Source organism: Mesorhizobium sp. AR02 (assembly GCF_024746835.1).
GTDB lineage: Bacteria > Pseudomonadota > Alphaproteobacteria > Rhizobiales > Rhizobiaceae > Mesorhizobium.
Genome location: NZ_CP080531.1, coordinates 2203942 through 2226749, shown reverse-complemented (window position 1 = coordinate 2226749; position 22808 = coordinate 2203942). Strand labels below are relative to the sequence as shown.

General features: G+C 63.4%; 19 protein-coding genes, 2 pseudogenes and 1 riboswitch. Of the genes and pseudogenes, 5 read left to right on the top strand and 16 right to left on the bottom strand.

Annotated features, from left to right (window positions below; translation table 11 throughout):
• The first annotated feature begins 72 nt into the window (after positions 1 to 72).
• A complete protein-coding gene (gene lysM, locus DBIPINDM_RS14735; protein ID WP_258587938.1) occupies positions 73 to 537 on the top strand; it encodes a peptidoglycan-binding protein LysM in 465 nt (154 codons plus the stop codon).
• 83 nt (positions 538 to 620) lie between these two features.
• Here the strand turns inward: lysM and DBIPINDM_RS14730 are convergent.
• Positions 621 to 2774: pseudogene (locus DBIPINDM_RS14730) on the bottom strand (TonB-dependent siderophore receptor).
• Between the two features lie 289 nt (positions 2775 to 3063).
• On the opposite strand from DBIPINDM_RS14730, the gene DBIPINDM_RS14725 reads away from it, so the two are divergent.
• Both DBIPINDM_RS14725 and DBIPINDM_RS14720 read left to right on the top strand, forming a co-directional pair.
• The gene (locus DBIPINDM_RS14725) at positions 3064 to 3693 is read left to right on the top strand and encodes an alpha-ketoglutarate-dependent dioxygenase AlkB family protein (protein ID WP_258587937.1); all 630 of its coding nucleotides are present in this window, start codon (positions 3064 to 3066) and stop codon (positions 3691 to 3693) included.
• A gap of 56 nt (positions 3694 to 3749) precedes the next feature.
• Positions 3750 to 4970: a glycosyltransferase family 87 protein gene (locus DBIPINDM_RS14720; RefSeq protein ID WP_258587936.1), complete on the top strand. Its 1221-nt coding sequence runs from the start codon at positions 3750 to 3752 to the stop codon at positions 4968 to 4970.
• 694 nt (positions 4971 to 5664) lie between these two features.
• Here the strand turns inward: DBIPINDM_RS14720 and DBIPINDM_RS14715 are convergent.
• The 15 genes and pseudogenes from DBIPINDM_RS14715 to DBIPINDM_RS14645 form a co-directional block, all read right to left on the bottom strand.
• Positions 5665 to 6150: pseudogene (locus DBIPINDM_RS14715) on the bottom strand (nucleotidyltransferase family protein); the annotation flags it as partial.
• A 317-nt stretch (positions 6151 to 6467) separates the two neighbouring features.
• On the bottom strand, positions 6468 to 7145 hold the full coding sequence (locus tag DBIPINDM_RS14710) for a glycosyltransferase family 2 protein (protein WP_258587935.1): 678 nt from the start codon (positions 7143 to 7145) through the stop codon (positions 6468 to 6470).
• 1 nt (position 7146) lies between these two features.
• Positions 7147 to 7899, bottom strand: coding sequence for a glycosyltransferase family 2 protein (locus DBIPINDM_RS14705; RefSeq protein WP_258587934.1), 753 nt, complete (start codon positions 7897 to 7899; stop codon positions 7147 to 7149).
• Positions 7896 to 8939, bottom strand: a complete 1044-nt coding sequence (locus tag DBIPINDM_RS14700) for a serine kinase (protein ID WP_258587933.1) — start codon at positions 8937 to 8939, stop codon at positions 7896 to 7898. Before DBIPINDM_RS14700 ends, DBIPINDM_RS14705 begins: the two co-directional genes overlap by 4 nt.
• Before the next feature lie 32 nt (positions 8940 to 8971).
• The gene (locus DBIPINDM_RS14695; protein WP_258587932.1) at positions 8972 to 9400 is read right to left on the bottom strand and encodes a PqqD family peptide modification chaperone; all 429 of its coding nucleotides are present in this window, start codon (positions 9398 to 9400) and stop codon (positions 8972 to 8974) included.
• A 159-nt stretch (positions 9401 to 9559) separates the two neighbouring features.
• Positions 9560 to 10216, bottom strand: coding sequence for a dihydroxyacetone kinase subunit DhaL (gene dhaL / locus DBIPINDM_RS14690; protein ID WP_258587931.1), 657 nt, complete (start codon positions 10214 to 10216; stop codon positions 9560 to 9562).
• 62 nt (positions 10217 to 10278) lie between these two features.
• A complete protein-coding gene (locus tag DBIPINDM_RS14685) occupies positions 10279 to 12360 on the bottom strand; it encodes a bifunctional sugar-binding transcriptional regulator/dihydroxyacetone kinase subunit DhaK (RefSeq protein WP_258587930.1) in 2082 nt (693 codons plus the stop codon).
• A 147-nt stretch (positions 12361 to 12507) separates the two neighbouring features.
• Positions 12508 to 13170 carry a dihydroxyacetone kinase subunit DhaL gene (gene dhaL / locus DBIPINDM_RS14680; protein WP_258587929.1) on the bottom strand — a complete coding sequence of 221 codons (663 nt, stop codon included), beginning with the start codon at positions 13168 to 13170 and terminating at the stop codon, positions 12508 to 12510.
• Positions 13171 to 13181: 11 nt separating this feature from the next.
• On the bottom strand, positions 13182 to 14177 hold the full coding sequence (locus DBIPINDM_RS14675) for a dihydroxyacetone kinase subunit DhaK (RefSeq protein ID WP_258587928.1): 996 nt from the start codon (positions 14175 to 14177) through the stop codon (positions 13182 to 13184).
• 15 nt (positions 14178 to 14192) lie between these two features.
• Positions 14193 to 14963 carry an SDR family oxidoreductase gene (locus DBIPINDM_RS14670; protein WP_258587927.1) on the bottom strand — a complete coding sequence of 257 codons (771 nt, stop codon included), beginning with the start codon at positions 14961 to 14963 and terminating at the stop codon, positions 14193 to 14195.
• A 60-nt stretch (positions 14964 to 15023) separates the two neighbouring features.
• Positions 15024 to 16010, bottom strand: coding sequence for a substrate-binding domain-containing protein (locus tag DBIPINDM_RS14665; RefSeq protein ID WP_258587926.1), 987 nt, complete (start codon positions 16008 to 16010; stop codon positions 15024 to 15026).
• 86 nt (positions 16011 to 16096) lie between these two features.
• The gene (locus DBIPINDM_RS14660) at positions 16097 to 17101 is read right to left on the bottom strand and encodes an ABC transporter permease (RefSeq protein ID WP_258587925.1); all 1005 of its coding nucleotides are present in this window, start codon (positions 17099 to 17101) and stop codon (positions 16097 to 16099) included.
• Positions 17102 to 17135: 34 nt separating this feature from the next.
• Positions 17136 to 18614: a sugar ABC transporter ATP-binding protein gene (locus DBIPINDM_RS14655; protein ID WP_258589270.1), complete on the bottom strand. Its 1479-nt coding sequence runs from the start codon at positions 18612 to 18614 to the stop codon at positions 17136 to 17138.
• A 513-nt stretch (positions 18615 to 19127) separates the two neighbouring features.
• Positions 19128 to 20228 (bottom strand): hybrid-cluster NAD(P)-dependent oxidoreductase, encoded by a 1101-nt coding sequence (locus tag DBIPINDM_RS14650; RefSeq protein ID WP_258587924.1) that lies wholly within the window; start codon positions 20226 to 20228, stop codon positions 19128 to 19130.
• A 20-nt stretch (positions 20229 to 20248) separates the two neighbouring features.
• Positions 20249 to 21496, bottom strand: coding sequence for an aromatic ring-hydroxylating oxygenase subunit alpha (locus tag DBIPINDM_RS14645; RefSeq protein ID WP_258587923.1), 1248 nt, complete (start codon positions 21494 to 21496; stop codon positions 20249 to 20251).
• Positions 21497 to 21608: 112 nt separating this feature from the next.
• A riboswitch (cobalamin riboswitch) is annotated at positions 21609 to 21810 on the bottom strand.
• A gap of 493 nt (positions 21811 to 22303) precedes the next feature.
• On the opposite strand from DBIPINDM_RS14645, the gene DBIPINDM_RS14640 reads away from it, so the two are divergent.
• Together DBIPINDM_RS14640 and DBIPINDM_RS14635 are read left to right on the top strand one after the other, a co-directional pair.
• Positions 22304 to 22504, top strand: a complete 201-nt coding sequence (locus DBIPINDM_RS14640) for a DUF680 domain-containing protein (protein WP_258587922.1) — start codon at positions 22304 to 22306, stop codon at positions 22502 to 22504.
• Positions 22505 to 22575: 71 nt separating this feature from the next.
• Positions 22576 to 22779, top strand: coding sequence for a DUF680 domain-containing protein (locus DBIPINDM_RS14635; RefSeq protein WP_258587921.1), 204 nt, complete (start codon positions 22576 to 22578; stop codon positions 22777 to 22779).
• Positions 22780 to 22808 lie beyond the last annotated feature (29 nt).

The window sequence follows — 22808 nt, the reverse complement described above, 5'->3', positions numbered from 1 at the left end:
TGTATAAAACGGCTTTCCATTTCGCACCGCAGATGCGAGGTTTCACCATTGCCACAGCAAGGGAGACCAGAGATGGGCATGTTCGATTTCGTCAAGAGCGTCGGCAAGAAACTGGGCATTGGCGGCGACGAGGAAGCCGCACCCACGGCCGACACGCTCAAGAAGGAGCTCGATTCACACAAGCTCGGCACCGATGGCGTGCAAGTCGTCGTTCAGGGCGACACGGCGGTGCTGAAGGGCGTGGTCAAGGACCAGTCGATCTTCGAAAAGGCGGTCATTGCCGTCGGCAACACGCTCGGCGTCTCCAAGGTCCAGGCTGACGAATTGCAGGTCGCGCCCGAGGCGGGCAAGGCAGCTGCCCCGGCCAAGGATCCGACCTTCTACACCGTGCAGAAGGGCGACAACCTCTGGAAGATCGCCGAGAAAAGTTACGGCAAGGGCCAGGGTGCCAAGAATACCGCCATCTTCGAGGCCAACAGGCCGATGCTGACCCACCCCGACAAGATCTATCCAGGCCAGGTGCTGCGCATCCCCTGACCCGGCTACTACCGGGTCGCGCCGTTTCGATACGGCAAAATCAAGACGCCGCGCATCCGAAAGGACGCGCGGCGTTTTCGATTTCACCAGCTGCGCTTCAGCGAAGCCGTGATGTTGCGGCCCTGGCCCAAATAGCAATAGCCGCTGTTGCACACAATAGGACGTTCATCGGCGATGTTGCGGATGGCGAAGGCGGCGGAAACACCTTCATATTTCTTGTCGATGGCGCCGAAATCATAGGACGCCGAGGCGTCGAGATAGATCGCGGCCATTCTTGCCGGTGTTGGTGGTGTCGGTGTATGTCGCGCTCTGCAGCCTTGCACCCGCACCGATCGAAAGGCCCGGGGCGGCACTGCCCTCGTCGAACCTGTAGTTGGCCCAGAGGCTGGCGACATGCGCGGGCGTGACCGCCGGGACCTTGCCGATTTCCGTCGAGCCGGGGTCACCGCCCGTGATCTCCGCATGGTTGTAGTTATAGGCCGCGATCACATCGAGCCCGTCCGCAATGCCGGCGCGCGCCTCGAGTTCAAAACCGTTGCTGGTGACTTCGCCCAGCGCCCGGTAATTTATGAAGTCTTCAGTAACCGGCTTGTTCTTCTCGACGAGATGGTAGGCGACCGCCGACAGCAGGATATCGGTCCCCGGCGGTTGATATTTGACGCCCAGCTCGAACTGCTCCCCCTCCGTCGGCTTAAGGATCTCGTGTGACGCGGATTGGTTTGTGACCGGCTCGAAGGAGGTCGCATAGCTCGCGAACGGCGCGACGCCATTGTCGAACAGATAGAGGGCGCCGGCCTGCATGCTGAAGGCGTTCTTGCTCAAGCCCTCGGACCTGCCGTTACCGTATTCACGCGTCTGCTCGACCCAGGTCTGCCGGCCACCGAGCGTGAAGCGCCATCTGTCCAACTCGACCTGATCCAGCGCATAAATGCCGGTCTGGCGCAGATCCGCGTCGGACGTCGTGACATTGTAGTCCGGCGTCGGACCGGAGACGCCATAGGTCGGATTGTCGATGTCGAAATCGTATGCCGGATCGCTCGGACCCATCCCATAACCGAAGGACGAGGTCAGGTTCGTGTAGTCGAGGCCGAGCAGAAAAGTATTAGCGAGCGCGCCGGTGTCAAATTTTGCCTCAAGCTGATTGTCGACCTGGAAAACATTCATTTCGTCGCGAATGGAATAAGCGGCCCGCTGGACCACTGTACCATTCCACAGCATGTTCATGCCGCTGAGGTACCGCGATCTTAGGTCCAGATGCGAGTATCGAAGGTTCTGGCGGAAGGTGAGGCCATTGTCGAATTCGTGGTCGAACTTGTAGCCGACCTGCTGCTGGCGGATTTTCTGATAGTCGTAGTCGGGATCGCTGTCGCGCAACTTGAGGACTTTCCCCGACGGATCGGTGATCACGCCGACATTGGCATCCGTCTCGTCCGCCTGCACCAGCCCATAGATGGTGAAGGAGGTCGCGGCATCGGGATTCCAGGTCAGCGACGGCTGCAGGAAATAGCGGTCGTCGGCGATGTCGAAATTGGTGTCGCCGTTTCGCGCCAGGCCGACGATCCGGTAAAGGAACTCGTCGCTGCCTTCCGTGACCGGGCCGCCGAAATCGAAGGCCGCCTGCGCCCTGTCCTTCGTGCCGTAGAGCAACTGGACTTCGCGAATCCTGTCCTCGGTCGGCAGCTTGGGCACCTTGTTGACGATGCCGGCCGGCGTTCCCGCGCCATAAAGCACCGACACCGGCCCCTTGATCACCTCGACACGTTCGAGCGAATAGGGGTCGGTGCGGAACGTGCCGTAATTGATGTAGGGCTGGCGCAGGCCGTCTTGTAGTCGCCGAGCGTGGTAGCGTCGTAGCCTCTGATATAAATCTGGTCGAAGCGCGGATCGAAGCCATAGGCGCCGGTGCTGACGCCCGCCGAATAGCGCACCGCCTCGATGATGTCCTGCGCGCCGCGCTCCTCGAGTTCCTTGCGCGTCACCACCGAGACGGAGCGCGGCGTTTCGATGAGCGGCGTATCCGTCTTGGTCGCACCGGAGCTGCGCTTGGCGGCCACTGTCTTGTCGTCATCCCCGGAAGTGACCCGGTCGCCCTTGCCGCTGACCGTGATCGGCTCGAGCGTGCTATCTTGTGCCTGGGTGGCGGTTTGCTGCGCCAGCACCTGATGAGCACCGAGCAGCGTCGCCAGACACGTCGTGGCGAGCAATCTCCGGCGCCAGACCCTGCCACCCCTGACCATGTTAAACCTCTCATGAAACGTCACGCCGATATGCCTCGCGCTTTGCCATTCGCCGCCGGCGACCTCTCCGTCTCGCCGGCGTCCAAATTGTTGCCTCAAACACTCAAGTTAAAAACTTGACTATGAAATTCATATTTATCCGTCAACCGCCTTTCGCGAAGCCGGGAGTGAATTCACCGCCCATGCCGACATCGACAGCCGCCATCAGACCGCCGACGGCTTTCGGGTCGCCGTTTTCCTTCGATGGTGGCATCTTGCGGGCTCGAAACCATCTCAAGGTGCGCTACCCATGCTCGTTCTGCCCAAGGGCGTCCGCCACATGCCGGCCTATCTCTCCCGCACCGTGCAGGAGGCGCTAATCGAGGAAGTGAGGAGCATCGTCCAGCAGGCCCCGCTGTTCGTGCCGGCCATGCCGCGCACCGGCAAGGAGATGAGCGTGCGCATGACCAATTGCGGCCCGCTCGGCTGGGTCACCGACAAGGAGCGCGGCTATCGCTACCAGCCGATGCATCCGCTGACCGGAGAGCCATGGCCGCCGATCCCCGAGGGCCTGCTCGATCTCTGGCGGCAGGTGTCGGGCTATCCGAATCCGCCGGAGGCCTGCCTGATCAATTTCTACACGGCCGACGCGAAGATGGGCCTGCACCAGGATCGCGACGAGGCCGATTTCTCGGCACCCGTCGTCTCCGTCTCGCTGGGTGATGATTGCCTGTTCAGGGTCGGCCAGGCGACGCGCGAGGGCGCCACCAAGTCGTTCAGGCTGAAGAGCGGCGACGTCGTCGTGCTCGGCGGTGAGGGCCGTCTCGCCTTCCATGGCGTCGACCGCATCTACCCCTCGACCTCGGCACTGCTGAAGAACGGCGGCAGGATCAATCTGACGCTGCGGCGGGTGACGAAGCCACACGAGAGCCCCGTATAAGCCGATCTTAACGCAAATCCCTTATCAAGGCTGCCAGGGTCTTGGAAAACAGCACAATGGCACCGGTCGATCAGACTGCCCGCAATCGATCCGATCTCCGTTTCGCGGCACTTGTGCTGTGCACCGGGATTCTGATCGGCCTGCGCTACCATCTTGCTCTGTGGACCTTCGACGAGCACGGCTTCTCCGAACTCAGCGACCGGCTGCCCTACTGGGATTTCACCAATCTGTGGGCCGGCGGGCGCATGGCGCTCGACGGCCATGTTGCCTGGCTGTTCGACGTCGACACCTATCGCGCGGCCTTGCGGCAGATGTTCTCGCCCGATCTTCCCAATCAGGAATGGAGCTACCCGCCCAGCATCCTCATCTTCGGCGCGCCGCTGGCGCTGCTGCCGATTTTTTCGGCCTATTTCATCTGGACCTTCGGCACCGTCTTCTGCCTGTGGCTGGCGGTGCGGCCGCTGAAAATGGGCACGCTTGCCGAAGCGGCCATCTGTGTGTGTCCGGCCGTATTCGTCAACGCTATTTTCGGTCAGAACGGCGCCTTGACCACCGCTCTCCTCATCGGCGGACTGGCCATCGCGCCAAAGCGGCCGATCCTTGCCGGGCTGCTGTTCGGGTTGCTGACGGTCAAGCCGCATCTCGGCATTCTGGTCCCGTTCTGCCTGCTGGCCAGCGGCAACTGGCGCGCCATCGTCGCCGCCGCCCTGTCATCGGCAGCGCTGTTCATTTTGACTGGCGCCGCACTCGGCTTCGACGTCTGGCGGCTGTTCTGGACCGAAACCCGTCCCTTGATGACGGCGATACTGGAGGCGCCCTATCCGCAGCCCTACCAGGCCAACGCCGCAACCATGTTCTTCCTGGCGCGCGCATGCGGGGCGGGACTGACAGTTGCCTATGCAATGCAGGCGGTTGCGACGATCGCCGCCATCGCCGCCGCCATCTGGGTCTGGCTGCCCTGGCGGCAGGTCCAGCATGGCGAAAGAGTGGTTCTCACCGCCGTGTTGGCAACCGTTGCGACGCCTTATGGCTACAGTTACGACACGGTCGGTCTTGCCGTCGCCGTCGCCTACCTGTTTTCGAGGCGCGCCAACATAGCTCGGCTTTTCCTGGCGCTGGTCTGGCTCTACCCTGCCATCGCGCATCTGGTGAACTTTGTCGGGCTCGGCATCGGCATCTTGGTGCCATTGTCCCTGTCGGCATGGATGCTTGCCGACATAAGAGCCCGTGAACGCGGCCCCCTTGTTTCCACGGCGATAGACGGCCAGACATCATAATCGCAGCGGAAAGTCGCCACGCGATTCTCAGCGCAGCGGCGAAAACGTCGCCGAGATGAGATGGAAGGGCAGTGCGCCATAGGCCGCCACGGTTCGCATTATCGTCCCATTGACGAAATTGCCGGGAAGGTCGCGCCTCCAGCGTCACGGCGCGCCTTTGCCCGTCAAGCGTTACCTTGCCGCGAAAATGCAGCGCCCGTTCCCCACCCGACCGGCTGATGGCCATGGCGCGCAGGCGCGCAATATGGTCGTCATCGGCATTGATCTCCATTTCGATGCGGCGGCGGACCGGCGGAACACGGATCCTGACCGTGATGTCCAGCATCATGTCGCCTGCCGTCAGCGGGCACGGTATGGCCTGTGAGAACACGGGTGGCGGCGCCGTTTCCGATGGCGCGTTGCGGGCTGGCTTGCCACGCCAGGCCGTGGCTGGCGGCTCCTGCCGCAGCCGGCCGCTCCTGCGCCTCAGCCGCAACTGCTTGGCGAGGCCGCGCGACAACCAGACCAGCCTGCCGAAATCGGTCCGCGGCTTGGCCTGCAGCACGGCCGACCAGCGCGAGAGGCCGCTGCGGTCGGCCAGCTCCAGCACGCGCGCCAGCACCTTGCCCGGCACTGCCACGCCTGTTTCAAGCGCCAGATAGGAGAGCGCCACCGCTGCGGCAACAGCAAGGCCGCGCTTGGCGACAACATCGAGGAACACGTCCCAGTCGACATCTCCGCCGCGAATAGCCACCGCGCAATCGACCAGCCAGTCGCTGTGCGTGTGGGCGTCGAGCCCGCCATGCGCGATGGCCAGCGCGATGCGGTCGGCCGGTGACGGCACCAGCACGCCGACGCCGCTGAACTCGGCGCTATCCGCCCGTTGCCAGATGGCCAGGTCGTCTTCCTCGCTTCGCTGCGAACCGTCATAGGCGAGTTGGTGCAGGTCGATGTCACCAAGATTGCCTTTGAAGAAATTCATCGAGCGCAGCGACGCCAGTCTCGTCCGCAGATATTGCGGGCTGACGCCGGTGGCGATCTGCCAGTCGCCGTCGCGCAGCACGTCGAAGGCCGTTTTCATGTCCTGCGGCCGCACCAATATGTCGATGTCATGCGCCACCCTGCCGCGCTGTGCCGAGGCGTTCAATGCGATGCGGCTGGCGCCCTTGATCAGCATCACCTTGCATCCCGTATCCGTCATCGCCTTCAGCGTCGGCTCGGCTTCGCGCATCGCCATGCGCGATTTGGTCCACAGCATCTTCTGCAGGCCGACGAGGCGCGGATAAGCGGAATGGCCGGCCAGCTTCCTGCCGAACCTGTCGGAGATGGCGGCCAGCAGCCGGTGCTCGCGGAACGAGACGTGATCGATATCGTTCTCGTCCAGCCAGCGGCCGGCGCAAGCGGCAGCAGCGTCCTCGTCGGGAAGAAGTGCGGCCTTGAGCAACTGGTCGAGCCCGCCCGTCGGCCAGGACCAGCCATAGTCCGGGAAGCGACGCTCGATACGGCGAATATCTGCCATCAGCTCGAGCCGGTCTTGTTCTGCGCCCGCCGCAGCATGGCGAGCCGCGCCACTTCGAGATAGCCGCGATCGCGGGCCGCATCGCGTCCATAGGACAGGCTGCCCGGCCGAATGCGGCGCAGCGCCAGCACCTCGTCCAGCATGTCGAGGGCAAGGCCCGCCTCGCGCGCCCGGGCGATCCAGTCGATCATTTCGCCACGGCCGCCCGGCGGATCGACGATGGGTCCAACCGTCCCGGCGACATCGCGGCGGATCATCATGGTGGTCCGCGACCAGCCCGGCACGGCCGCGGCCTCGGGCGCGTCGGGCTGGTCGTTGCGGAAATTCCGCCACTGACAGAAGACCCCCGATGTCGCGGGAGATTTGTCGAGATGCGCGAGCTGCCTCTCGATCTTGTTCGGCAGCCAGAGGTCGTCCGCATCGAGCGTCGCGACGAGCGGCGTCGACAGGGCGGCGATGCCTCGGGTCGTAGCGCTGCCAGGCCCGGCATTTGCCTGGCGCAGCAGTTGCACCGGCAGGTCCGTTCCGCCGATCGCTGAAGCCAGATCGTCGGTTGAACCATCGTCGACGATCACCACCAGGTCAGGGCGCACCGTCTGCGCCGCGACCGATAGCAGCGTCTCGGCGATGGTGCCGCTGGCGTTGAAGGCCGGGATGACGACGCCATAGGTCCGCATGCTACGTGAAACGCCAATTGGCGAGTTCCTTGACATCGAAGATGCCTTCGATCCCGCACAGTGAGGGGTCGGCCTTGCGCCGTTTCATCGATTTGTGGATGGCCCGCATGAACTCCCGAAGGGATGTGTCGGCCTGCTTCGTCATGTTGCCGGGGTGACGTCTGTAATAGAGCGCCACGGTATCCGGCATGACGAATCTGGGGCCGCTTTCAAAGGTGCGCAGCAGGTAGTCGGTGTCTTCGGCCTGGCTGAAGGCCTCGTCGAAGCCGCCGATCCGGTCGACGAGCTTGCGCGAGAAAATCGCCGCCGACAGATGAATTCCCCGCACGGTCATGAAATGGCTGTCAGGCCCGGGTTCCAGCCTGTCGTCGTCAATGCCGTCGACCAGCATCATGAGGGAATAGGTAAGCTCGAGACCTGGGTCGGCCTGAAAGCAGGCGATATCGGCCTTGAATCGTCCGGCAGGCGAGACATCGTCCGAATCGAGGAACGACACGAGCTCCGTTTCCGGTTTGAGCAGCCTGAGACCAGCATTGCGGGTTCGGGTCACGCCCATATTCTCTTGTCGGAACAGGCGGATGCAGGGGGTCTCGACCATCATCGAACGCACCGCCTCCGCCGAACCGTCGGTCGAGCCGTCGTCGATGACGATGATGTCGAGATCGGCGGCATCGCGCTGCCGCAGCAGTGAGCGCAAGGCCGAAACGACATAGCGTTCGCGGTTGTAGACGGGCATGATCACGCTCAACTTCACGAAACAACTCGTGTTAGAAAATCCGCAACAGTGCCGGCAATCTCCTCAGGATGCGTTCCCAGGGACAGACGATAGCTTGGCAGCAGGCGAGTGAGATCGCCGAAGAAACGGAAGCCGCTTTCGCGCTCCCCCGGCATCTGCATGATGCCCGACGGTGCCAGTGCTATCATGGCGTCTCGACGCGACACCGGCACGATCGAACTCGTCTCGCCACCGCCGATATGTGGCACCACCAGCGCAACGATGTCCAGCGCTGCAGGCACGGGCCGGGGCGCGATGTCGGCAATGTGAAAAGTGTGCTTGCCCTGCCAGTTCAAGGGGCTGTCGATCCTCAGCCGCTGCTTCAGGCCCAGCCGTGCGAAACCTTGCGGGTCCTGCTTCAGCGTTGAAAACAGCGGCCGCGCGGTCACGCCGCCGCCGAGATCGATCAGCACATAGTCGTCGCCGACGCTGTCGAGCCCGTTGAGCAGACCGGCGGCGACCGTGCCGGACTTGCCGGCACCGCCGGCGCCGGCGAGCAGCACGCCCTTGCCATTGGCGCCAAGCGTGCCGGCATGGGTCAGCCGCATGCCGCGCGCCGCATAGTCCCAATGCAGGAAGGCCCGCAGCGGCGCTGCTGGCTCCCAGGGCGGAAAGGCATCGGCCGATTCCATCAATTGCACGCCAACGCGGCGTTGCGGATCGTAGACCTGCCAGAAATCCAGATCGTGAAAATAGTGGCCACGCAGCCCGGCCCCGGCGAGCCGTTCTGCAAAACTGTATTCAGTGAAATGTGCGTCGCCCCACCGTGCGGGCTCAGGGATGCCGTCAATACCGGGATGAACGGTAAAGATACGGCATGCCGATGGCTCCGCCTGGTCATCCTCGGCCTCCAAGAAGGCGTGGCCGAGCGCCTCGGCAAGCACGCCGGGAGCGACATGCGCGGTCAGCTCCAGCCGGGGCAGGCGGACCGTCCGCGTGGCCGGATAATGTGTGGCTTCAGCGGCGGTGATGAGATACCGGGCGTAATCCGGCAAGGTTTCGAGCGTGACGCGCGGCATCCTGCGCCCCTATCTCTGACGCAGCCGGCCCGTCAGGATGCCTGCTTGACCGCCGGCCAGCCCAGGGGTTCCTCGACCTCGTGGATGGGATCCACGATGATCAGGTCGGCAAGGTCGTCGTGAATGCTCACATTGAGCGGCTCGTTCGTGGCGGCAAGCTCGGCAGCCAAATCGCCGGGCAGCGGTTGCGCCGCCGCTTCCGAACGCACCAGCAACCCCAGTTCGAGCAATTGCGAGATGAAGTGTTCGAGTTCAGCCGCGCCGAGTGTCGAACCGCCGGCGGCCAGCCCGATCAGGGCCTGGGTATCGACCCCGGACGAGAGCGCTTGCCAGACCCTGCTGCCGGAATCGGAGAAGCCGAAATACTTGCCGTTGGCAAGGTTGAGCACCACGGCCTCGCCATCGAAGGATTCGAAGACGATATCCCTGCTCGCAACCGCATAGGCGTCGCAATCACGCATCTTTGTTGCCCCGCTTCGCAGTTCCCGCCCGCCAGCAGGAACGCTTCCACTGACAACGCCTGTAAACGCTCGGTTCTTCGTTGGCAAGGCAAGCGGTGCTGGCAAGAGGCCGCCCATTTCAGGGATCAATCGAGGCCCGAGTGGATGACGCCTCGATTTTCAGTGCCGAGGCTCGCTTTCGGTGAAGGTGTCCTTCATCGCGCGCAGGATGATCACGGCCGAGGCGGCGCCCGGGTCCATGTGGCCGAGCGACCGCTCCCCGAGCCGCGCCGCCCGCCCGCGCGCCGCCACCATGGACCGCGTCGCGTTCGCGCCGGCTTCCGCGGCTTCGAGGATGCTGTTCCACATATCCGTGCCACCGGCATTGCGGGCCTGCGCGTTATGCGCGGCTTCAGTGGCGGGGATCCACACGTCCAGCATGGTCTTGTCGCCGCGCTGCCCCTTGCCGCGCTCCATGATGCCGGTCGTCATCGCTTTGATGATCGCCGCCTGGTCGGCGAGCGAGAGGCATTCATCCTGCTTGAGGGCCTGCGCGGCCCTTCGGAATGCGGTCGCGTAGAGCGGTCCGGTGGAGGCGCCGACGGCGTCGAGGAAGGCCGAGGCGGCGGCCGTGAAGATCTCCGAGGGAGGCGTGTCGTCGAGATTGAGCTTGGCCAGATACGCATTCACGGCCATGAAGCCGAGCGACATGGTGATGCCGTGGTCGGCGTCGCCGATGGCGCCGTCCAGATCGGACAGCCGATCCTTTCCCGCCTCGATGGCGATCGATATGCGGTAGAACATCCTGCTCAGGCGTCGTGCGGCATTGTCCGACATCATGGTCCTCCCAACTCAAGCAGGATGCGGCCTGTGTTCGTAAAACGCATCTCTTATTGTCCTCAACCGATCCGCAGCACGGCCGTATCGCAAGGGTGTCGCAAAAGCTCCGACAGCTCGGTGTCGAGATGCAGGATCGATATGGATGCGCCGACCATGTCGAGCGACGTGCAATAGTGACCCACCCAGTTCGCCTCTATCTGGATGCCCTTCGCGCTCAGCCGCTGCTCGACGCGTCTAAACAGGATGTAGAGTTCCATCAGGGGCGTCGCGCCGAAGGAATTGATCAGCACCGCCACGCGGTCGCCCGCCGCCGGCTTCATTTCGGAGAAGATGCGGTCCATCACCCGGTCGGTGATCGCATCGGCGCTCATCATCTTTTCGCGGATCACGCCGGGTTCGCCGTGGATGCCCATGCCGATCTCGATGTCGTCGGGGCCGATCTCGAAATTGTGGCGGCGGGTCTGCGGCATCGAGCAGGGCTCCAGCGCGACGCCCATGGTGAAGGTCCGTGCATTGGCCTTGCGTGTCGCCGCCTCGCAGGCATCGAGCGACTGGCCACGGTCGCAGGCGGCCCCAGCGATCTTGAACATGAAAAAGTTGCCGGCGACACCGCGGCGGCCTTCCCGGTCCTCCAGCGGAGAGGAGGCGATATCGTCCGTGGTCACCACGGTGCGGACCTGGATGCCCCTGTCCGCCGCCATCTCGGCCGCCATGTCGAAGTTCATCACATCGCCGGCATAATTGCCGTAGACGAAAAGCACGCCCTCGCCGCCGGATGCCGCCTGGGTGCATTCGAGGATCGGCCCGGGAGGAGGCGACGAAAAGATGTTGCCGACAGCCACGGCGTCGGCGAGACCCTTGCCGACATAGCTGAGAAAACAGGGCTCGTGTCCCGAGCCGCCGCCGATCACCAGCCCGACCTTGCCGGGCCTCGGTCCGGTGCGGGCGACCAGAGCACGATTGGAGCCCTTGATCGGCTTGATGTAGGCGGCATGGGCCTTGACCACGCCATCCAGCATTTCCTCGACGACATCGTCGGGGTCGTTGAGGAATTTCTTGATATGGGTCCGGTAATTGCTGGGCAGGGCGATCGTGTTGTCGACCCTCGGGCGCTGCGACAGCTTCTGGTCGAGCTCCGTCACGCCGTCGGCATTGAGGATGCCGCGGCCGGTGGCGGCGTCGGTGATCAGCACATTGACGTAGCCGCCGCGCAGGCTGGCCAGGATAGCCGGCACCTTGTCGAAGCCGCCGGCCACAGCGATGCGCAGGCCTATGGCCTTCAACATGTCCAGCGATATGCCGATCGTCCGGTCGTCGAGCGGGCCGGCCACCGGATTGCCCTGGCCGTCGATGAAACGGCCGGCGACGACGCCCACCGCGTTCCTGGCGAGATACTGCTGCAGCGAAACGGATTCGAAGAAGCCGCTGGTGTGGATCGTCGAATTCGGACGCAGCGACGAGATGCCGAACAGCGCCTTGTTGGCTTTGGCAAGCGCCTCGAACTGGCTTTGGATGAGCGGCTCGCGCAAAAGCATGTCGCGGACTTCGGCGGTGGACACGACGGCGGGCGCGGTGATGTTGATCAGCCGCGCCTTGACCGCGCCGGCGATGGCCGAGGCGCAGAGCTCTGGCGTATAGGCGAAGTTGGCGGCCGTTCCCCCGGTGGCCTGGACGACGGTGACGTCCTGCAGGCCGGGCACCGATGCCTGCTCGCCGATCGCCAGCACCGTGCGTCCCCAGGCAACCGCAAGCGTGTCGCCGGATTTCAACAGCTTGGCCAGCGCCTGCGCCGCCGCCCCACCGAGGCGGTCGATCAGCGGCCGCGCGTTGTCGTCGCTCGGCACGACCAGGCAGTCATGCAGGCCGAAATGGCGTTTGAGTTCCTGCGCGATCGAAAGCGAGCTCAGCCGCGATGGTTCGAGTGAGATGTTGACGATGCCGCGGGCGCGGGCATCGGCCAGATAGCTGTTCACCGTCGCCCGCGATATGCCCATGATCTCGGCGATGTCGCCTTGCGTCATATGGTCTTCGTAGTAGAGCCAGCAGGCCCAGACATACGGGTCGTCGCCGTAGCGCAAGGGGATGGGCTCGCCCGCCGCCTCGGTTCCGTTCCTGCGCGCCGATGATGTCTTGCCGGTCATGCTGCCTGGTTTCCCCGAATCCAAGATCGATCGTCAAGATGAGCGCAAACGGGCGAACTCTCAATCTTGCTGCGATCGGCCACTTAGCGCGCTCCCGGCTGCAATGTCAGCCGGGAGCCTTTGCTCGGGAGGAGCATATTCATAAATTCAATGGCCAGCGGTCGCGGGCGACCGCAGCTTCTGCTTGGCGCCGGACGCCAGGGTTGTCAGGATCAGTGCGCAGGAGGTCGCGCCGGCGTCGAGGACGCCCACCGAGCGTTCGCCGAGCCGGCTGGCGCGGCCGATCTTGGCCACGAGATCCCTCGTGCTGTCACGGCCTTGCTCGGCGGCGGCGGCCATCGCGTCGAGCGCGTCTGCAAACGGCTTGCCGGCGGCATTGGCGCCGTTGAAGGCCTCGATGGCCGGCACAAGCGCGTCAAGCAGCGTCTTGTCGCCAACCTTGGCCGACCCGATCGTCTGGATGCCTTCGAGGCCGCTGCCCAGCATGGCGCCGAAGGTCTCGGCGCCGATCGACGGAGAGGCTTCGATCGTCTCGGCGAACTGGGTGAACATGATGCCGTAGAGCGGTCCCATGGAGCCGCCGATCTCGGTCATCAGCACGGTACCGAGCGTATCGAAGGCCGAGGCGAGCGACATGTCGTTGCCCCTGATCCTGTCCGCCGCCATGCCAAAGCCCTTGGCCATGTTGACGCCGTGGTCGCCGTCACCGATCTTGCCGTCGATCTCGCTGAGATAGGCCCGGTTTTCGATGATCCGGTCGGCGAGCGAAAGCACGATGTCGCCCGCGGAAGCATTGTCAAACTGCTGCATCTGCCTGTTTCCTAAAGCCTTGCGGGACAATCGACATCGACGTCCAGCAGCCGTTTCAGCTCGGCGTCGAGCGCCATGACCGTGAGTGTTGCGCCGACCATCTCCAGCGAGGTGAAATAGTTGCCGACATAGGTCTTGTGGATGACCAGGCCGCGTCCGCTGATCTCGGCCTCGATCGTGCCGTTGAGGATGTAGAGTTCGTTGACCGGCGTCGCGCCGAGGCCGGACACCAGCACCGCCACTTCGGTTCCGGCCGCAAGCGCATGATCGTCGAGCACGATCTTGACCATATCCCGCGCAATGTCGGCCGCCGGCTTCAGCGGCTCGACCCGCACGCCCGGCTCGCCGTGGTGACCGATGCCGACCTCCATCGTGCCCGGCTCGATCAGGAAATTCGGATGCCCGACGGCAGGCAGTGTGCAGGGACCAAGGCCAACGCCGATCGAGCGGCAATTGTCGATCGCCCTTTGTGCCGTCGCTTGCACATCCTCGAGGCTTGCGCTTTCCGCCGCCAGCGCACCGGCGCATTTCCACATGAAGATCTCACCGGCGACGCCACGGCGCTTTTCGCGCTCGTCGGGTCCGGCCGAGCAGACATCGTCATTGGCGACGACGGTGGCGATCTCGATGCCTTGCTTGGCGGCCAGCTTGATGGCCATCTTCACATTCATGTTGTCGCCGGCATAGTTGCCGTAGAGGCAGACGACACCTTTGCCACCATTGGCTTCCCGCGCCGCGTCGAGGAAGCTCTTGGCCGTCGGCGAGGAGAACAATTCGCCGACCGCGACCGCGTCCAGCATGTTGCGGCCGGTATAGCCGATGAAGGCCGGCTCGTGACCGGAGCCGCCGCCGGTGATCACGCCGACCTTGCCGGCGACCGGGGCATGGCGGGCGGCGATGACGCGCGGATTGCTGCTGCCGAGCCTGACGATGCCGGCATGCGCCTTGACGAAGCCCTTGACCGTGTCCTCGACGACCTCGTCCGGATTGTTGATGAAACGCTGCATTGTTGCTCCCGCCGCTCAGATGATGGTGTAGCCGCCGTCGACCAGAAGGTCGGCGCCGTTGATCATGTCGGCGCCGTTCGAGGCCAGGAACACGGCAGCGGCGGCGATCTCCTGCGGAAAGGCGAAGCGGCCGGTCGGGATGCGCAGCTTCAGCGCCTCGCCGCGCGGCCCGTCCCAGGCCTTCTTGCCGAGTTCGGTCAGGACCACGGTCGGCGAGATCGTGTTGACCGTGATGCCGTGCCTGCCCCACTCGGCGGCAAGCGTCTTGGACAGGCCGATGACGCCGAATTTCGAGGCGCAGTAGGCGGCGTGTTGGTCGATCGCGACAGTGCCGGCCTGCGAGGCCATGTTGATGATCTTGCCGCCCTTGCCGGCCTTGATCATGGCGCGCCCGGCGGCCTGGGAAATCAGGAACGTTCCCTTGAGATTGATGGCGATGGTCTTGTCCCAGGCGTCGAGACTGAGTTCCTCGGCGGGGGCAAGCATGACGACGCCGGCGCTGTTGACGACGATGTCGACATGGCCGAATGCCGCCAGCGCCGAAGCGAACACGGCGTCCACGGATTGCGGGTTGGACACATCGCAGACGAAGGCTTTCGCACCATTGCCGAGTTCGGCGGCCTTCGCCTGCGCAACCGCTTCATTGATATCGATCACCCCGACAATTGCGCCCTTGGCGGCGAATGCCGATGCGATGGCGCTGCCGATGCCCGAAGCGCCGCCGGTGACCAGGGCGACCTTGCCGCCCAGCGAAAAATTGAGATCAACATCTATTGTTTCGGTCATGGTTCTCTTCTCGGCCTGATGGAATGCGGGGCGGGCCGCAAAGCCCACCCTGCGGCTGGATCACTTGCGCGTCGCAAGCAGCTTGTCGACATTGTCAGCCGTCACCGGCGTCCACGGCACATTGTAGAGCTTCTCCTTGCCGTCCTTCCAAGGCATGTCCTTGTAGGTCTCCCAAATGTCGGATTGCGGCTTGTAGTCACCCTTCTTGGCATTGAGGATGGCGAGGTCGAGCGCGCCCTGCGCCTGGGCGCGCGCATCCTGCAGGATCGACGTCATGTCGCCGTTCTTGACCGCATGCAGCGCGTCGGTGATGCCATCGATACCGGCAATGGTGAAGCTCTTCACGTCAAGTTTGGCTGCCTTGATCGCCTCGATGGCTCCAAGCGCCATTTCGTCATTCTGGCCGATCACGCCATTGATCTGGTTCGGGTGAGCGGTGAGCCAGTTCTCCATCAGGGTCTGGGCCTCGGCACGCGACCAGTTTGCCGTCTGGTCCTCGAGGACCTTGACGTCGGGGCATTCGGCCAGCGCCTTCTTGTTGCCTTCCAGGCGCGAGATCTGCGCCGACTGGCCGACCGGGCCTTCGAGGATGACCACGTTGCCCTTGCAGCCGATCTTGTCGAGCACGGTCTTGGCTTCCATGTAGCCCGAGATCGTGTCGTCCGATCCGACATAGGAGGTCAGAAGATCGGAATGGACGCGGGTGTTCGAGCCGATGACCGGAATGCCGGCGTCGGCAGCGGCCTGCACGGCGGCAGCGCCCGCGTCGACGTCGATCGGCGCAAAGATGATCGCGTTGTACTTTTGCGTGACCATCGTCTTGAACTGGTCCTGCTGCACCAGCGCGTCATAACGGCCGTCGAACACCGTCAGTTCGACCTCGCCGCTCTTGACGGCGGGATGGTCCTGCAGCGCGGCGACCCAGATCTGCATGAACTCGGCATTCAGCCCGTAGGGCGCGGCGCCGATCTTGATCTTGTCCTGCGCCATGGCTGGCGCGGCCAGCAGCGCGGTCGCGGATGCGAGCGCGATCATCCATCTTTTCATTTCGTTACCTCCACTTTGAGTGAGCGACCGACATGGTTCGCCTTGCAACGGACACGCCTGACGCAGGTCCGGTACCGGAAAGGAGCCTAGGCCCCGTAGTTTCGCTTCTGGTCGAGCATCACGGCGCCGACGATCAGGGCGCCCTTGAGGACCTGCTGGTAGTAGGATTGGATGCCCATCAGATCGAGGCCGTTGTTCATGACGCCGATGATCAGCGCGCCGATCAGCGTACCGGTCACCCGGCCGACGCCTCCCGACAGGCTGGTTCCGCCAATCACCACCGCCGCGATCGCGTCGAGTTCATAGGCAATGCCGGCCTGGGGGAGCGCGGACCCAGTGCGGGCGCTGAGCAGCATGCCGGCGAAGCCGGCAAGGCCGCCGGAAATGACATAGACGAGGAACTGGATGCGGGTGATGTTGATGCCCGAGGTCCTGGCCGCGTGCGGGTTGCCGCCGACGGCATAGATGTAGCGGCCAAAACGCGTCCGGTTGAGGATCCACCACGACACGGCGAACACGACGGCAAGAATGACGACCGGTGCGGGTATGCCGAAGACGTCGCCGGTGCCGATCCAGCGGAAAGCCGGCGTCAGCGCGGGAACCGGACGGCCGCCGCCATAGATGAGGGTCATCCCGCGCGCCGCCGAAAGCATGCCGAGCGTCGTCACGAAGGCCGGCACCGAGAAGCGCGACACGATGAGGCCCGAAATCGCGCCGCAGGCAATGCCGACCAGCAGGCCGATGCCGAGGCCCAAGGCAACTGGATAGGGTGCGCCGGCGATGCCGGCGGTCGCCGAAGTGGTCATGAAGCTGGCGCTGACGATACCCGCGAGCGCGACGACGGAGCCGACCGAGAGATCGATGCCGCGGGTGAGGATGACGAAGGTCATGCCGATGGCCAGGACACCGTTGATCGATGTCTGCAGCAACACGTTGGAGATGTTGCCGGCCGTCAGGAAGAACTCGTTGGAGACCGAGAGCACCGCCACCAGGATCAGGAATGCAAGGAAGATGCCGTACTCCTGGATCAGCAGCCGGCGCTGCTCGGAACCGAGCCAGCCTTGCATCGTCTTCTTGTCGCCAACCGACATTCCTGGCTCCTTTGCCGCCGAACCGTTTCCCTGTTCAGGTCGATAGGTGGACGAGTGATTGCGCATCCGTTTCCTCCCGCCTGAAGATTCCGGCACTTCTGCCGGCCCGCATCACCATGATCCGGTCCGAAATCCCGAGAACTTCATCGATCTCGGAAGAGATCATCACCACCGTGCCGCCGGCGGCGGCGAAGTCGCAGATGATCCGGTAGATTTCACGCTTGGCGCCGACATCGACGCCACGGGTAGGCTCGTCCAGCAGCAGCACCTTCGGGTTGCGCAGGAACCACTTGCCGAGCACTACCTTCTGCTGGTTGCCGCCCGACAGGCCGGAGACCGGCATGGTGTCGCGCGCCGCCTTGATCTGAAATCGCTCCCGCATCCGGCGGCTTGCTTCCGCCTCGCGCGGCCGGTCCATGGCAAAGGCGGGGCTCATCTCGGGCAGGCTGGCCATGCAGATGTTGGCGCGCACCGAATCGGAGAGATTGAGGCCGGTCAGCTTGCGATCCTCGGTGACCAGCGCCAGGCCATGCGCCATCGCATCCGCCGGCTTCGAGATGGCAACCGGGGTTCCGTCGATGGCGATGGTTCCGGCCGAAGGCCTGTCGAGCCCGAACAGGCAATTGAAGATTTCCGTCCGTCCGGCCCCCATCAGCCCGTAAATGCCGAAGATCTCGCCCTTGCGCGCTGAAAAGGAGATGTCCTCGATCTTGTTCGGGCAGGTCAGCCCGGCAATTTCTAGCCCGGTTTCCTCGGTCGGTGTGTTGGTCTTGACGTATTCCTCGGACAGCTCGCGGCCGACGATCATGCGGATCAGGCCGGGCCGGTCGATCTCGGCAAGCGCCCCGCTGCCGACATAGGAACCGTCCCGGAAGACCGTGTAGGAATCGGCGACCTGGAATATTTCCGACAGGCGATGCGACACGTAGACGATGCCGCGGCCCTGCCTCTGCAGGCGGCCAATCGCGGCAAACAGATGCTGCGCCTCCCGCTCGCCGATCGCCGAGGTCGGCTCGTCCATGAAGATGACCTCGGCGTCGTGGCTGAGCGCCTTGGCGATCTCGACCAGTTGCATCTGCGCGACCGAGAGGTTCATCATGTATTGCGTGGCTCGAATGTCGAATTCGAGGTCGTCCAGAAGCTTCTGCGCGGCGCGGTTCATGGCGCGAAAATCGATGCCGCCGAACCGGGCCTTGGGCTCACGGCCGAGATAGATGTTCTCGGCGACCGTCATGTGGGGAACCGGGCTCAGTTCCTGCTCGATGATGGCGATCCCCGAGGCCAGCGCGTCGGCGGGGCTGGCGAATTCCACCTCCTTGCCGCGGCGGCGGATTGAGCCGGCATCGCGCCTTTGGATGCCCATCAGGATCTTCAGAAAGGTCGACTTGCCGGCGCCATTGCCGCCGCAAAGCGCGTGAACCGTGCCGGCGCGAAGCTGAAAGCGGCCGTCGCGCAAGGCGGCGACACCACCAAAGGACTTCTTCAGCCCTTCCACTTCGAGCAACAGCTCCACCATCGTCCTCCCATGACTTCGGCTAATCCCTGTCGGATGCCGATCGGCACGTGATCTCCCGCCCAAATGCCGATGCTGACAATAGTCAAATTGCAATCGACAAATGTCAAGTGACGCGCAAACTTTAAAATTTGGAGACCAGAGGCGATGCGCTGGATTTCAAAAAACCATGAAAAAACAAAGGATTATTGTGCCAGCCCTATAAGGGGCTTACAACGGGGAACAGTGTTCACGGAATTGTTCCGCTGGCGATCCAGGGAGAAAGGGCTGCAAGGGCAGAACCGCCAGCCGCGTTGCGGCTCGTCAGGGGCGGTCGACTGAACCGAGAGGATTCTGCTGAAAGCAGATGGCAGGGCAGGGCGCCACAGGCCGCGACAATGACGTCGTGCTGAAGGCGCACCTTCGGCCTAGCGTCTGCCTCTTCTTGTCCGGCGTCACCTTGCCACGAAGCGTGGCACCCGGTTGCCGTCGGGGCGGCTGAGGGCCATGCCGCGCAGGGCCGCCCCGACGCTGTTACGCCTCTATTTCGAGCGCTGACAGCGGCTTCGAGCAGCAGGCGAGGATGAAGCCGTCATCGATCTCGTGATCGAGGATGCCGCCATTGTGGCTCATCTCGACGGCGCCGGAGACTTTCTTCACCTTGCAGGTTCCGCACAGCCCGAATTCGCAGGCCGCGGGGATCCGCACGCCCGAGGCGCGCGCCGTCTGCAGCACGGTCTGGCCGGCGACGCACTCCGCGTCGACATCCGAAAGCGCGAAGCGGATCGGTGTTGCGGCTTCGACGGGAACGGCCACGCCGTCCTGCGACGGTGCGGCGAACGGTGCCGGGATTTCCTCCACCGCGGGTGCGGCAAAGCTTTCCTGGTGGTATTTCGTCATATCGAAGCCGGCGGCGTCCAGCATGCCGCGCACGGCGCGCATGAAGGGGTCCGGACCACAGCAGAAGATTTCGCGTTCGCGGAAATCAGGCGCCAGCAGCGGCAGCCGGATGGCGTCGATGCGGCCCATATGGCCGTACCAGCCCTCGCGGCTCGACCGCTCCTCGATCATGAAACCGAGCGACAGGCCAGGCATATGGCCGCCGAGCAGTTCGAGTTCCTTGCGGAAGATGATCTCTTCGGCGCGCCGCGCACAGTTGACGAAGCCGACATCGGTCCATGGCGCGCAGTCATTCAGCCAGCGCAGCATCGACATCATCGGCGTCACGCCGGAACCGGCCGAGATGAACAGATATTTGGCCGCCGGATGGCTGTGCAGCGAAAAGTCGCCCGCCGGCCCATAGGCCTTGACGTGCGAGCCGGGCGCTAGGTGATCGAACATCCAGCGCGTGCCGATGCTGCCGGCCTGCGCCTTCACCGTCACCGCGATCGAGAACGGCCGCGACGGCGAGGACGACAGAGTATAGGTGCGCATCAGCGGCCCGTCCGATGTCGGCAGCTCCAGCGTCACGAACTGGCCAGGCTTGTAGCGGAACCAGGTCTGGTTGTCGGAGCGGAAGGTGAAGGTCTTGACGTCAGGCGCCTCGTCGCTGACGCCGATCACTTCCAGCACCTGCAGCCTGTCGTTCCACGGCGCCATCTGGTCAAGATGGCGATAGAGGCCAAGATCCGTCATCGCATTCATCCCTCAACCTCTCAAGCAACGCTGCGCAGGGCCGGCCGGCCATCGTCGGCAAGGCGCGGGCCGATGAAGCGCGCGTACCAGTCGACGAACTGGATCACGCCGCCCTCATGCAGCTCCGAATAGGGACCGGGTTCATAGGCCGGCGACAGGATCCCGAAGGCGTTTTCCTCGACGATGCGGCGGTCCTGGTCGTTGGTCTCGGTCCAGACATGAGTGAGTTCGGCAAGATCGTAATCGACACCCTCGACGGCATCCTTGTGAACCAGCCATTTGGTCGTCACCGCGGTTTCCGTCGCGCTGATCGGCAGCACCCGGAAGGTGACGGCATGGTCGATCAGGATATGGTTCCAGGTCGTCGGGTAGTGATAGTGCATCAACGTGCCGATGCGGTCGGCCGAGACGCTGTCGGAGAGGTTCTTCTTCACCGCCCGCTTGCCGGTCATCGTGTAGCTGACCGCGTCGCGCAGCAGCGGCGCGCGGGTGGCGCGGTATTGTCCGGCCGGGTCGATGCGGAACTTGCTCGGCAGGCCGGCTGCCTCGCATTTGGCCCAATGCGCCAGCATCTCCGGGTCGCTGTCGGCGCCTTGCACGCCGGTCACCGTCGGGGCTTCCGGGAAGGTCTTGCACAGCTCCGGGTGATTGCCGGCGCAATGGTAGCACTCGCGGTTGTTCTCCCAGACCAGCTTCCAATTGCCCTTCTCGACGATCGTGCTCTCGAAGGCGATCTTTGCTTCGCTCAGGCGGTGCGGCTTGAGGTAGGGTTCGATCATCGCCCGCATCGGCGCGAAGTCGGCGGGCTCCTTTGCCAGGCAGATGAAGATATAGCCGGCCACGCTTTCGCAGGCGACCGGCTTCAGCCCGAACTGGGTCTTGTCGAAACCGTCGGCCATCTGGCGGGCGAACAGCAGGCGGCCATCCAGTTCATAGGTCCACTGGTGATAGGGACAGACTAGCTTGGCCGCCATGCCCTTGTCGGTGTTGCAGACGCGGCTGCCGCGATGGCGGCAGGAATTATGGAAGGCGTTGATCTTGCCTTGCTGATCGCGCACCAGCACGACCGGATAGTCGCCGATCTGTACGGTGATGAAGCTGCCGGGCTTCGGCAATTCGCAATCATGGCCGATGAACAGCCAGTCGCGATACCAGATTAGCTCCATGTCTAGTTTGAAGTAGTCTGGGTCGGTGTAGAAGGGCTGCTCGAGTGAGAAACCCTCTCTGCGGCTGTTCAAGAGCCTCAGCATGTCGTTGCGCGCATCCATGTCCTGTCCTCATGCTTCAAGGACTGAACTGGTGGTGATTGAGGAAGGACCGGACGCAGGCCGGCGAAAACCGGGCATGCACCATCCGCCTCTTGACCGCCCACCGCGATCAGTCGAGTTCAAATTCTCGGGCTGGTTTCCGGGCTCTGGAGTGTCCTTGCGGACGATCGCGACACCTTCCCAGGCTTTCGCCCAGTGGTCTCCCGTTGCGACTTGAACTCCACCACCGTTGCGGGGGCAGCGCCGGATTCTGACCGGCTTCCCAATTCTCCGCCCCGTCGTCACGAAGCGGCACCTGAGATGCCCTGATCTAATCACGACAGCGTTTGCGACATCGGCATGAAAGCGACATCGCATCCATGTGGCGCGACACGCATGCGCAATGATCGGGTCAAGCACAGCGGTCACGAAAATCGTTTCGTTGGTGGCGGTGCCGGCTATCCAGATCGACCCGAAACGGCGGCAAAAAAGGTTAACGGTTTCGAAAAGTGACTATTAGCAGATTCTAAAATCGAACCGAACGGTTCGTTTCTGTTGACGGTGCGTGCAGGACGGTGTGAACGCTGAGCCTCCGATACAGTTGGTGATCGCAGCGCCGGTTTTGACTAACAGTTTGATATTAAAAAGAAAAATGTTTGGCTTAGAGGGCCTTGGTACAATTTCAAGTGGTGGATACTTGGTCCACACGGAACAACTTCGTGATTGGAAACGGCTAGCTGGCTTTCCCACATCGGGGCTGTCCGAACGACGCGATTTTAATCCCAAGACACGCCGCTAGACGGACGGAAAAATACTGGAGTACCCAAAATGAAAAAGATTGTTCTCACTGCCGCCGCCCTTCTGGCCATTTCCGGCAGCGCCTTCGCTGGTAGCGACCACTACGGTTCGAATGCCCCTGCAGCCACCGCTGCTGTCGACAGCTCGTACACCGCTTCGACCAAGAAGTCGGAACCGGCTGCTCAGACGCCTGTGCAGGGTGCTGACCACAACCTCTTCGGCAACAACTAACAGCCGATCCCGGCCGACGGCGGGCTTTTGTCCGCCGCTCTGGCCGACCTTCAGAAATTCAGGAGACTAACATGAACAAGTTCATCATTGCTGCTGCCGCCGTCCTGGCCATCTCCGGCAGCGCCTTTGCTGGCAGCGACAACTATGGCTCCAATGGCGCCAACCAGCCCGCTGTTGCTTCGACCGACAGCTCTTACACGGCTTCGATCAAGAAGTCGGAACCGGCTGCCCAGGCGCCTGTCAAGGGTGCCGATCGTAATCTTTTCGGCCGCTAACAGCCGATTCCGGGAGCGGCGGTTTGCCC